This is a genomic window from Clostridioides sp. ZZV15-6598, from assembly GCF_020657705.1.
Taxonomy (GTDB): Bacteria; Bacillota; Clostridia; order Peptostreptococcales; family Peptostreptococcaceae; genus Clostridioides; species Clostridioides difficile_F.
Map to the genome: position 1 here is coordinate 42,649 of NZ_JAGWCS010000013.1, position 12,464 is coordinate 55,112.

A 12,464-nucleotide genomic window follows, 5' to 3' on the forward strand; every position below is an offset into this window, starting at 1 on the left:
GTATTGAAACGGTAATAATTTAGAAAAATTTCTTAAGAGGAATACTATGAGGAGAACATAAAATGAAAAAATGTCTTTACTGTAATAGGGATATAAAGTCACCAAATAATAAATTGGCTATAAAATATGATAACAATACCGATATATATCCATGTCGTGCAGAATGTAAGGAAAAAATTGAAGAATATATAACAAAAAAACCTACTTATAAGTTTATAAATATATTAGAGGTTCTTTTAGGTGTAGGTGGAATATTTTGCTTTTTGAGCAAGTGGACTATTGCAGCCCAAATTGTACTTGGAATTGATGCATTAGTTATATTTTTATTTCCATTAGCAGGGTTTAAGATGAATGGTAAATTAAGTATGGAGCAAACTAAGCATCAGAGCAGGTCTATAGCAATATCAATTTTAGCATTTATAGTAGTAATAACTGTATTATATTTTAAACAAATTGGTAAGTAAAGCATAATTGTATAGGACATCATAAGAGTATGAGGTGAATTTATGGAAGAAAGAAAATTAGCACCAAACAATGAGCGAGAAGCTCTTATAAAAAGACTAAAAAGAATAGAAGGTCAAGTTAAAGGGATACAAAAGATGGTAGAAGAGGAGCGTTATTGTGTTGATATATTAGTTCAAATATCTGCTATAAGGTCTGCTATAAATAGAGTAGGTACAATTATTTTGGAAAATCATATAAAAGGATGTGTAGCAGAAAGTATCAAACATGATGATAGTGAAAAAACTGAAGAGATGATAAAAGAACTTATGGATACCATAAATAAATTTACAAAATAAGGGGGCGGTTAGGTATGAATCAACAAGGATTTATTATGGAAATTGTTGATGATAGAACTGCGAAATTAAAAATGCAAAGACACTCAGCTTGTGCTGCTTGTGGAAAATGTGCTACTGCAGACTCATCAGAGTCAAAAGAGATATTAGTAGAGGTAGACAATACAATTGGTGCGAAGGTTGGTGACCATGTAGAAGTAAGTATGGATAACATGAATGTATTAAAAGCAGCTGCAATGGCTTATATAATACCTCTTGTAGCGCTTCTTGTTGGAACAATAGGAACATACTATATACTGGGAGCAATTGGCATGACAGCTGGTGTTGAAGCTATAAGTGGATTAGTTGGAATCTGTCTTACAGTAATTTGTTATTTGTATTTAAAGAAAAATGATAAAAAATTTAGAGATAGCAGAGAATTTATACCAGTAATCACAAGAATCTTAATTGACCTTTAAAATTATTATAATTTAAAAATAGCAATGTACTCTTATAAATACTTAATGTATATTTATAGGATTTAGGTACATTGCTATTTTTATATTTTTATTTTGATTTTTTTTGAGGAATAAAATTCTTTCTGATTTTCAAAAGGTTTAATGTTCTTACAAAAGAAGTTACAACCAATACACCAAGCGATATTGCAGCACTTAAAAATAGTGCATCAGTACCTTTTGACATCGCTAAATCATAATTTTTTTGAATTAAAGATAACATTGTATTGTATAATCCAATCCCTGGTATCAGAGGAAGAATCCCTGGAATTACAAATACAATAGCTGGTTGCTTTAGCTTTCTAGCTAATATCTCACTACATGCTGAAACCAAAGCAGCAGCTATAAAACCTGCAAAAATTGAGTTTGTAGTAAAATTAAATAAATATACATACACAATCCAACCAACTCCACCAGTTATTCCAGCTGGAAGAAGTAGATAAAGTGGCGCATTAAAGAAAACAGCAAATCCAGCAGTGGCAATGCCTGAAAATAAAAAATGTAAAATCATCGACATATCAGTCATTAGAAAGGACCTCCAATTCTATACCATGTATCAAGGACAAAACCGACTCCAGAAGCAATTGCAATAATAATCATAGCAGCATCGAAAGCACGAGAAATTCCTGATATTAAATTACCTGATATTAAATCTCTAATGGCTTTTATAAAAGCAACTCCTGGGAGTAGTGGCATTATTGCTCCAACTATGAGCATTTTAGGGTCATTCAAAATACCTATTTCAACTAGCAAAACTCCTGAAAGTGCTATTAAAAAAGAAGACACTAAACATGAAAATGCAGATATTGCACTTATCTTCATGGTTTTATCATAAGTAATTGCAGCAAATATTGCTATTATAAATGTAAGAATAAAATTTAATATATAATTCCCTCCAAGCAAACAAGCAAAGCAAGCAGATGCAATTCCTGTACAAGAGTAAAACAACCATAAAGGATAAGGTTTTACCTCTTGTATTTCATAAAGACGTGCGATAGCAGTATCAATATCATACTCTTTATCATTTACAAATTCTCGAGAAAAACTGTTTAATAAAGAAATCTTATTTAAGTTTATACCTCTTGATTGAATCGTTTTCATAAACGAAAAACCGTCAAATTTTTCATCTGAAATAATTATTACTGTAGGAGTTGTAAAAATATTTACATGATAAAATCCTCTTGACCTGCATATTCTAAGGACACTGTCTTCAACCCTAGATGTTTCAGCTCCATTTTTTATCATAAGTTCCCCTACAAATAGAGCTAATTTCAGAATATTTTTTTTATATTCAAGTTCCTCATTTTGATTCATAAATACACCTCCAAATTAAAAAACATAATATTGAAATTATATCAAATTTTTAAGTAATATTCCTTATATATATATAAATTATATTATCTTTTTTTTATTTAAAAATAGTCACATCTAAATTATATCCAATTAAAAGAATTAGACAATATTATTTATTATATTTTAACTTAAAATACAGAAAGTAAACATGTAAAAGTAGTAAAACACTTGACTATTAATTTATAAAAGACTATAATAATAAATTATCATATTGATAAAAACGAAAATTGTGAAATGTCTGTAAAAGTAAAATTTAAATAATAACTAGGAGGAGTAATATGTTTGAGAACTTGAAAAAAGCGGACCCTGAGATTTATGAAAGTATGAAAAGAGAGTTAAAAAGACAACAAAGGAATATTGAGTTGATAGCATCTGAAAATATAGTATCAGTTCCAGTAATGGAAACTATGGGAAGTCATCTTACTAATAAGTATGCAGAAGGTTACTCAGGCAAAAGATATTATGGTGGATGTGAGTACATAGATGAAGTTGAAACTCTTGCAATAGATAGAATTAAAAAGATATTTGGAGCAGAGCATGCTAATGTACAACCTCATTCTGGAGCAAATGCAAATATTGGTGTATATTTTGCTATGCTAAAACCAGGTGATGTTGTTATGGGAATGAATTTATCTCAAGGTGGGCATTTAACTCATGGTGCTCCAGTTAACATTTCTGGTCAATATTATAAATTTTATGAATATGGAATAGATAGAGATAGTGGACTTATAGATTTTGATGATGTTAGAAAAATAGCACACGAAGTAAAGCCTAAAATGATAGTTGCAGGAGCAAGTGCATATCCTAGAGAGATAGATTTTAAAAAATTTAGAGAAATAGCTGATGAGGTTGGAGCATTACTTATGGTGGATATGGCTCATATAGCAGGTCTTGTAGCTGCTGGTCTTCATCAAAATCCATGTGAAGTAGCTGATTTTGTTACAACAACAACTCATAAAACTTTAAGAGGGCCTCGTGGAGGAGTTATCCTTTGTAAAGAAAAATATGCTAAGGCTATAGATAAAGCAATATTCCCTGGAATTCAAGGGGGACCTCTTGAGCATATAATTGCATCTAAAGCAGTATGTTTTAAAGAAGCTTTAAGTGATGAATTTAAAATATACCAACAACAGGTTGCTAAAAATGCGAAAGCTTTAGCTGAAGAACTTATTAAGAGAGACTTTAAATTGATTTCTGGAGGAACAGATAATCACTTAATATTATTAGATTTAACTAATAAAAATATAACTGGTAAAGCAGCAGAAAAAAGATTAGATGATGCTTACATAACTGCTAATAAAAACACAATACCATTTGATCCAAATGGTGCACTTGTTACAAGCGGAATAAGACTTGGTACTCCAGCTGTAACTACTAGAGGTATGAAAGAGGAAGATATGGCAGTAATTGCTGAGGCTATAGACCTATGTTTAACTTATGATGAAGAATCTAAGGCAAGAACATTGGTTGTTGGTTTAACTGAAAAGTATCCTCTATATGAAGAATATAATCTTATGGATTAATTGAAAGTATAATTAAATGAGACATATTTAAACAATTAAAATGATAGTATTTATGTTTGAGTATATCTATAAAGATAAAGCCCAATTAATTAGGAGATAATCTCCAATATTAATTGGGTTTTGTATTTTTTAATTAAAACTTTAAGATTTCTTAAGAATTATACTAGGTTTTTCTAAAGATTTAAAGTTTATACTTATAAATATAGTAATTAAAGGTATTTAAAGGCTTTAATGAGGAGGGAATCTTATGAAAGTATTAATTCTTACAGGAAAATTTGGTATGGGTCATTACTCAGCATCAAATTCTTTAAGTGAAGATATAAAAACAAAATTTAATAATTCTGAAATAATAATTAAAGATATATTTGAATATATTATGCCTAACTACTCAGATAGAATGTACAAAACTTTTTCTATTCTTGTAAATCGGGGAAGCAGTCTTTATAATTTATTTTACAAATGTACTGAAAATGGAAAAAAGGATATAAAATTTACTTTTTCGGATTATTTCTTAACTAAATTAGACAAGTTACTTAATGAAATACAACCAACAGTAGTTATTTCAACTTTTCCATTTTGTTCTCAAGTAGTATCAAGATATAAAGAAAAGTATAACTCAAATCTTCCTTTGATAACATGTATAACAGATATAAGTAGCCATTCAGAATGGATTAGTAAAAATACAGATTGTTACTTAGTAGCTAGTGAATCTACTAAAGAAGAACTTATTTTAAAAGGGATAGATGAAGATAAAGTAAAAGTTAATGGGATACCTGTAAAAAAAGAATTTAAAAATATAGAACATATAAATCATTTAGATAAAAAAAACATCCTTATAATGGGTGGGGGATTAGGTTTATTACCTAAGTCAGAACAATTTTATAGAGAACTAAATAGTTTAGAAGGAGTAAAAACTACTGTAATAACTGGTAATAATAAAAAAATGTACTATAAATTGTACAATAGATATGAAAATATTGAGGTTGTAGGCTATACTAACGAAGTATACAAATATATGAAAAATGCTGACCTTATTATTTCTAAACCAGGCGGAATAACATTATTTGAAACAATTTATTCAGAGCTTCCAATATTAGCATTCAATCCATTTTTACAACAAGAAATAAATAATGCGGATTTTATACTAAATAATGGAATTGGAAGAATACTTGATAAAAATAAAAAATACTATGTAGATGAGATAAAAGACTTAATCTATGATGATGTTACACTTAAAGAAATGAGTTTGAATATGAAAAAACTTAAAAAACAGTTTGATAATAATACATTAGAAAATATTTTATTTTCATTTGATGAACAAGGAGTGTGTAGAGAATGTATGTAGTAGGTTTAATTATAGTTGTTGCTTTGATTTTTTTAATCCATTCAATTATACCTACATATTATAATAAACTATTAAATAAAGATGTATTTAAAAATATGACTGGAAAGAATGAAATTGCTCTTACATTTGATGATGGACCAGACAAAAGATATACAGAAAAATTGTTGGATGTACTAAAAGAAAATGATATAAAAGCCATGTTTTTCGTAGTGGCAAAGAATGCTGAAAAAGAGCCTGAAATTATAAAAAGAATGTTAAGAGAAAATCACATAGTTGGCTTACATTCACTAGAACATAAGAATGCATGGCTTTATAGTTATAATTATGTTAAAAAAGATTTTATTGAAAGTACAAATATAATGAAAAATTTAGGTGTAGATGTAAACTACTATCGTCCACCATGGGGTCATACTAACATATTTTCAAATCAATTTGTTAAAAAATACAATTTAAAGATGACCTTATGGGATGTAATGGCAGAAGATTGGAGTAAAGATAGTACAGTAGAGATTATAGTAAATAAGTTAATAGATAGAACAAAAGAAAATTCTATAATTTGTTTGCATGATGCAGGAGAAAATTCAGGCGGGGCAGTTGGTGCACCTGAACGTACTATTGAAGCATTAAAGATAGCTATTCCAAAACTTAAAGCCAGTGGTTTTAAATTTGTAACACCAGAAAGGATGTAGTTATGATAAGTAAAACTGAAAAGAAAAATAAGTGTATAGGTAGTGCAGCCTTCTTAGTTTTACTAATGGGCATAACTGGATACTTTGTTTTTAGAGGTCAATCAATTGAATCGTTAATAAAATCATTAAAAGGTGCAAGTCCTGTATTTATATTAATTGGATTTGCGATGATGTTTATATATGTTGCTTGCGAAGGTATAAATATATATTTAGGTATAAAGGCTTTAAATCAAAAGACTACTTTTTTAAAATGTATGGGATATGCGTTTGTTGGATTTTATTTTAGTTCAATTACACCTTCAGCATCTGGAGGTCAACCAGCACAAGTTTATTACATGAAGAAGGATGATATAAACATATCCTATTCTTCACTTATATTATTAGTTATTGTTGTCATTCACCAAGTTGTTGTATTAGCATATAGCGGAATAATGTTCATTATGGAACGTGAATTTATACTAAACAATGTAAGAGGGATGAATATTTTATTGATATATGGTGTAATAACGAATGTTGCTCTTGTTGTTGGGGTAATTGCAGTTATATTTTCAAAAAAATTAGTAAATAACTTCATAATATCCATAACAAATTTATTAGGAAAACTAAGAATAATAAAAGATGTTGAAGGTTCGCGAAAAGTGATAACTTCTCAAATTGAAGAATATGTTAAAGGTGCTCAATATATAAAGCAAAATCCAAAATTAGTAATTAAGATTTTACTTATAACTATTGTGCAAATAACAGCTATGTTTTTAGTCCCATTCTTTGTATACAAAGCTTTCCATCTATCAACATATACTGTGTTTGAAATATTAGCAATACAATCATTACTTAATATTGCTGTTTCATCTTTACCATTGCCAGGAGCTGTTGGAGCATCTGAAAATAGTTTTATGACATTATTTAAGATATTTTTCCCAGGTCATTTACTAGTTCCAGCGATGTTACTTAGCAGAGGAATAAGTTTTTATGCATTCGTTGCTATAAGTGGTTTAGTATGTATTGTAGCACATGTTAAATCTTCTGAAAAAGTTAAGTCAGTAAAAGAAGTTGTTTATGTAAGATAGTATTGTATGGTTTATTTTTTATATCAATGATATGTGTATACGTTTTGATTAAACTTTGAGCATATTTACAATAGTAGAAAGTATTAAAACGTATGACATTGCTAAGCTTTTACTAATAAAGTATAATATTTTATATAGTTTGAAATATTTAAGAAATATAGTAAAAAAGGAGCTTAGCGATGAATAAAGAGATTCCAAAAAAAATTTTAGTAGCTGATGACAATCCAGAAATTAGGGAAATCGTAGAAATACTTTTGACTGGTGAAGGTTATGAAGTTGTTATGGCAACGAACGGAGAAGAAGCCGTAAACTTAGTAGATAGTACGATTGATTTGATTATTTTGGATGTTGTTATGCCAGTAAAGACAGGGTTTGTTGCATGTAATGAGATTAGAGAAAAAACAACGGCTCCAATATTATTTCTAACTGCTAAAACTCAAGATTCCGACAAGGTTATTGGGTTTTCAGCAGGAGGAGATGACTATTTATCAAAGCCTTTTTCATATTCTGAGTTAATTTCAAGAGTTAAGTCACTACTTAGACGTTATTATATATATCAGGGGAAGGAAAAGAATAGAGAGTCAAACATATTGCAGACAAAAGAACTCTGTGTAAATTTAGATACTCAAGATGTTACATTGGGGGGAGAACCTATATTTTTGACAACGATAGAGTATAGTATATTAGTTCTTATGTTAAAAAATAGAAAAAAAGTTTTCTCGTCTGAAAATATATATGAAAGTATTTGGAATGAGCAATATTTTTATACAGCAAATAATACTATAATGGTACATATTAGAAACTTAAGAAAAAAACTAGAAAAAGATCAGAAAAATCCACAATATGTAAAAACTGCATGGGGAAAGGGGTATTATATTGATTAGCAAAATTAAGCCATCAAAGTTGGGTGTCATACTATTGATATATGTAGTAATCTCAGCAGGGGTGGCTTTTATTTTAAATATACCATTTTATTCTGCTGTTGAGTCAGTAGTAAAGGATGTATCAGAAGGTAAAACATACTTTAAAAGAGAAGCAGACCAGTTAATGGACGATTTTCAAATCTACGTGAATGATAAAAGTATAAGTTCAAATGATGGAGAAGATATATCAAATTGGAATAATGACAATTGGTTTGTATCTATGAAAATATATAAAGGAAATGAGATTTTTTATGATACATTGTACTATCCAAATGAATTACCTGATAAGAGTGAAGAAAATGAATTTTATAGTAGCTCTATGGCTAGACATTATGAGATACAATTCTCTGATATTAAAGCAAATGTAGTTATAATAGCACTATTTAGATTTAGATTTCAAAACTTTATAGATGCTGTTTCTATTACATTTATGGCAATTACATTTATTGTAACATTTTTATTGTTGTTGAGTAGAAAGATTAAATATCTAAGAAAAATAGAGATGGGTATAAAGATAGTAGAAAGTGGTAGTTTAAAGTACAGAATTCCTGTTAAAGGGAACGATGAATTATCATCGCTTGCATCTAGTATTAATGAGATGAGTCAGGCACTTGATAATCAGCTTATAAAAGAAAGAGAGATGAAGAATAAAAATAAAGATATAGTAACCTCAATATCACATGATGTCAGAACTCCATTGACATCAGTAATTTGTTATTTGGATTTAATTAAAGATCATAAGTATAATAGCCCTGAACAATTGGAGCAATATATAAAAAATGTAAGATTGAAAGCCTATCAGATAAAAGATTTGACAGATGACCTTTTTACACATTTTGTTAATTCGGAAGAAGAAGTTTCTAAAAAGTATGAAAAGATTAATGCAAATGAATTTATATTTCAACTGCTTTTAGATAGTTCATATACATTGGAAGAAAAGGGATTTCATATAAAAATAGAGAATGAACTTTATAACCAATATCATATTTATGTAGATGTAACACAATTTAGAAGAATATTTGATAATTTATGTTCTAACATAATAAAGTATGCAAGAAGGGATAGACCAATAGTATTTTTAATTAAAGTTGAAGATGGTAAGTTGCTAATTATACAAAAAAACAAAGTTAGTAACATTCATAAAAATGTAGAAAGTTTTGGAATTGGAATAAAAAACTGTGAAAAGATAATTGCATATCACAATGGAAGTATAAGTGTAAACTCAGGTGACAAAGAGTTTTCTATTGAAATATCTATTCCAGTAAATGAGTCATAAATATCTAAATTAAGTACTGCACATGCTAATTGTTATGTACCTATGACCAAGTAACAAGTTTACTTGTAAGACCATATAATATTATTATCTTAAAAAAAGGGGACATAATAATATGGTTTTGACAGGAGCGCATTATATTTACATTATATTTATGGTAATTATCTTAATTACTATGCTTATGAAAAAAGATACTGTAGTACCATGTATATTAGGTGTTTTTTTCATGGGACTATTCTTTGAAAAAAATATCTTTGGAGCTATAACAGCAGTGTTTAACTCGTTTATTATATCTTTAAATGAGTTGGGACCGATTATTTTAATTATAGCGATTATGGTAGCTTTATCTAAAGCTCTAGAAGCAAATAATGCCATACAGTATATGGTAAGACCATTTTCCAAAGTTATAAGAAATTCTAATACAGCATTTTTTGTAACGGGATTTGTAATGTTGATTCTTTCTTGGTTTTTCTGGCCAACTCCAGCTGTTGCCTTAGTTGGAGCTGTATTTTTACCTGTTGCTATTAGAGCTGGATTACCAGCGATTGGTGTTGCAGTAGCATTAAACTTATTTGGTCATGGTCTTGCCTTATCAACAGACTTTGTTATTCAGGGAGCTCCAAGTATAACAGCTGGTGCAGCAGGAGTAGCAGTATCATATGTCATAAATGATGGTATGATTTTATTTTGGGTAATGGGAATTGTAACGATATCTATGGCATTTTATACATTAAAAAGGGATATCAATAAAGGAATGTTTAGAGAAGAACTTAAAGATTTTGAAAGTGAAGAAGTAAAAGAATTTAATGGAAAATCTAAGATAGCAACTATTTTAGTAGCTTTGGGATTTCTTGCTGATATAATTGCTATGTACATGTTTGACCTAAAAGGAGGAGATGCATCAGCTCTTTTAGGAGGAACAGCAGTGTTTCTAATAATTATTATAAACACTATAAATTTCGGCAAAGATAGTTTTGAAAATGTGTGTGAAAATATAATAGATGGTTTTGTATTTGGTATAAAGATATTTGGTGCGATTATACCAATAGCAGCGTTTTTCTACATGGGAGAAGTTGCACCTTTAACTGGTGTATTTGGAAAGGTATTAGCACCTGGTTCTCAAGGATTATTATCAGATATAGGGATAGCTCTTTCTCAAACGATACCACTTAATAAATTTGCAGTATCAGGTATAGAAACTGTAGTAGGAGCAATAACTGGACTTGATGGTTCTGGGTTCTCTGGAATTTCATTAGTTGGTTCACTTGCATCTGTATTTGGAACTGCTATTAATGCAAGTGTTGGTGCATTAGCAGCATTAGGTCAAATTAGTGGTATTTGGGTTGGTGGAGGATGTCTAGTTCCTTGGGGGCTTATTTCAGCAGCCGCAATTTGTGGAGTTAGCCCCATTGAATTGGCAAAAAGAAACTTTATTCCTGTTATAACAGGACTCATTGTAACAACTATAGTAGCAGTATTTATTATTTAGCAAATAAAAACTAATATCATTTTATTTGGAGATTAACAAAGATTATATATAAATTAAAAATAGATGTACAGTTATTATTTATAAAAGACTTTTGTCTCATGTAAAAACTATACATCTATTTTTTATTTGGAAATATTTAATTTGAAATCGTTTACGTAAGTTAATATATAAATGTTACACTAAAGTAAAGCTTTTAAATATACTTCTAAATACTAATAATTTAGAAGTTCAAAATTATATCCTAGTCTTCTTGCATCTGATATAAAATCACTTAGAATTTCTGTACTAGTTTTAGAAACAGCATGTAGTAATAAGATAGAACCATCATGTAAATTATCCATTATTTTTTTCTTAGCTTCTTCACGTGATGGTTGCTTTTCAGTATCCCAATCTCTATATGCGAAACTCCAAAATATGGTTTTATAGCCTAAATTTTTAGTCATTGCTAAGCTTTTTTCTGAATACTTACCCATAGGAGGTCTGAAAAATTTAACTATGTTTTTTCCAGTTAAATCTTTATAAAGTTTTTCAACATCTTCAAATTCATCATTAAAGCTTTTTAGATTACCTGTTTTTGTTGACATAGAAGGATGCGTTTTACTGTGGCTTCCAACTATGTGACCTTCTGCAACCATTCTTTTTATCAAATTTTTATTTTCTTTTATGTATGGAGATGTGACGAAAAAAACAGCTTTTACTTTATTTTGCTTTAAAACATCTAGTATCTTTGATGTATATCCATTTTCATAACCTTCATCAAATGTAAGATATAATGTTTTTTGACCATCTTTTATAGGTCCATTATATATAGCATTATAGTCAGAAAAATTAAACTTGATGTCAGTATTTACTTCTGGAGTTTGATGTTTGGTATTTGGTATATAAAACCAATCAAGAGCAGTATTGTCCAAAGATGACACATCTAATTTTTCATTATCATTGTTCAAAGTATCTTTATTTGATGGACTGTCTGTTCCATCTGAAACAGTTACATTGGAAGTATCTTTACTATTATCAACATCTTGAGAATCTTCTTGTGTTGATATTTCTTTATTTTTGTCTGTGTTTTGTTTTTTTTGTGAGTTTGAACATCCAACAATTAAAAAAATAGATATAGAAAGTATTGTCAAAAGGTATAGCATCTTTCTAAGCATTTTATAGCTCCCTTCTAAATTAATTGTAATTATATATAATATTATTATAGTTGGAAATTGTAATTAATAATAGTTACATGTTTTAAAATAAAGTCGCAATAGTATTACAAAATATGAATAATTAATAAATTTAAGAAAAAATGTAAAAAAGTAGTTGACCATATTATAATAAGGTGTTATTATAATAAATGTGCTCAACAAGGAACAAAAAAATAATGAGTACAAAATGATTGATTTAATAAAATGAACTTTGAAAATTAAACAGTAGGTTAATTTATAAAAACAAGAAACAAACCATAAAGCCAGATATTTTGATAACAATAGTATCTGAGCCTGATAAACTTTTATTTGAGAGTT

The 12,464-nt window shown here is 28.7% G+C and carries 13 protein-coding genes; 10 read left to right on the forward strand and 3 right to left on the reverse strand.

The annotated features are described in order from the left end of the window. Nucleotides 1–62 precede the first annotated feature (62 nt). The 3 genes from KGF50_RS04380 to KGF50_RS04390 are packed head-to-tail and all read left to right on the forward strand — an operon-like array spanning nucleotide 63 to nucleotide 1,255. Nucleotides 63–464, forward strand: a complete 402-nt coding sequence (locus KGF50_RS04380; protein WP_227846967.1) for a hypothetical protein — start codon at nucleotides 63–65, stop codon at nucleotides 462–464. Between the two features lie 42 nt (nucleotides 465–506). Next, the gene (locus KGF50_RS04385; RefSeq protein ID WP_227434509.1) at nucleotides 507–800 is read left to right on the forward strand and encodes a metal-sensitive transcriptional regulator; all 294 of its coding nucleotides are present in this window, start codon (nucleotides 507–509) and stop codon (nucleotides 798–800) included. Nucleotides 801–814: 14 nt separating this feature from the next. Beyond that, nucleotides 815–1,255, forward strand: coding sequence for a SoxR reducing system RseC family protein (locus KGF50_RS04390; protein ID WP_227846968.1), 441 nt, complete (start codon nucleotides 815–817; stop codon nucleotides 1,253–1,255). An 88-nt stretch (nucleotides 1,256–1,343) separates the two neighbouring features. Here KGF50_RS04390 and KGF50_RS04395 read toward each other — a convergent pair whose 3' ends face one another. After that, nucleotides 1,344–1,817 carry a threonine/serine exporter family protein gene (locus KGF50_RS04395; protein WP_227846969.1) on the reverse strand — a complete coding sequence of 158 codons (474 nt, stop codon included), beginning with the start codon at nucleotides 1,815–1,817 and terminating at the stop codon, nucleotides 1,344–1,346. Next, nucleotides 1,817–2,605, reverse strand: a complete 789-nt coding sequence (locus KGF50_RS04400) for a threonine/serine exporter family protein (protein ID WP_227434512.1) — start codon at nucleotides 2,603–2,605, stop codon at nucleotides 1,817–1,819. The genes KGF50_RS04395 and KGF50_RS04400 overlap by 1 nt, the downstream gene beginning before the upstream one ends. 317 nt (nucleotides 2,606–2,922) lie before the next feature. On the opposite strand from KGF50_RS04400, the gene glyA reads away from it, so the two are divergent. From glyA to KGF50_RS04435, 7 genes are all read left to right on the forward strand, one after another. Continuing rightward, on the forward strand, nucleotides 2,923–4,167 hold the full coding sequence (gene glyA / locus KGF50_RS04405; RefSeq protein ID WP_227846970.1) for a serine hydroxymethyltransferase: 1,245 nt from the start codon (nucleotides 2,923–2,925) through the stop codon (nucleotides 4,165–4,167). A 247-nt stretch (nucleotides 4,168–4,414) separates the two neighbouring features. Further along, nucleotides 4,415–5,512, forward strand: a complete 1,098-nt coding sequence (locus KGF50_RS04410; protein ID WP_227846971.1) for an MGDG synthase family glycosyltransferase — start codon at nucleotides 4,415–4,417, stop codon at nucleotides 5,510–5,512. Beyond that, nucleotides 5,503–6,201, forward strand: coding sequence for a polysaccharide deacetylase family protein (locus tag KGF50_RS04415; protein ID WP_227846972.1), 699 nt, complete (start codon nucleotides 5,503–5,505; stop codon nucleotides 6,199–6,201). Before KGF50_RS04410 ends, KGF50_RS04415 begins: the two co-directional genes overlap by 10 nt. A 2-nt stretch (nucleotides 6,202–6,203) precedes the next feature. Continuing rightward, nucleotides 6,204–7,268, forward strand: a complete 1,065-nt coding sequence (locus KGF50_RS04420) for a lysylphosphatidylglycerol synthase transmembrane domain-containing protein (protein WP_227846973.1) — start codon at nucleotides 6,204–6,206, stop codon at nucleotides 7,266–7,268. 179 nt (nucleotides 7,269–7,447) lie between these two features. Then, the gene (locus tag KGF50_RS04425) at nucleotides 7,448–8,152 is read left to right on the forward strand and encodes a response regulator transcription factor (RefSeq protein ID WP_227846974.1); all 705 of its coding nucleotides are present in this window, start codon (nucleotides 7,448–7,450) and stop codon (nucleotides 8,150–8,152) included. Continuing rightward, nucleotides 8,145–9,467, forward strand: coding sequence for a sensor histidine kinase (locus KGF50_RS04430; protein WP_227846975.1), 1,323 nt, complete (start codon nucleotides 8,145–8,147; stop codon nucleotides 9,465–9,467). Before KGF50_RS04425 ends, KGF50_RS04430 begins: the two co-directional genes overlap by 8 nt. Before the next feature lie 112 nt (nucleotides 9,468–9,579). Further along, entirely contained in the window at nucleotides 9,580–10,953 is a 1,374-nt protein-coding gene (locus tag KGF50_RS04435) for a hypothetical protein (RefSeq protein WP_227846976.1), read from the forward strand. A 212-nt stretch (nucleotides 10,954–11,165) separates the two neighbouring features. Here the strand turns inward: KGF50_RS04435 and pdaA are convergent, their stop codons facing one another. Continuing rightward, complete coding sequence (gene pdaA / locus KGF50_RS04440; protein ID WP_227846977.1) at nucleotides 11,166–12,107, reverse strand: delta-lactam-biosynthetic de-N-acetylase; 942 nt, start codon at nucleotides 12,105–12,107, stop codon at nucleotides 11,166–11,168. Nucleotides 12,108–12,464: the final 357 nt, after the last annotated feature.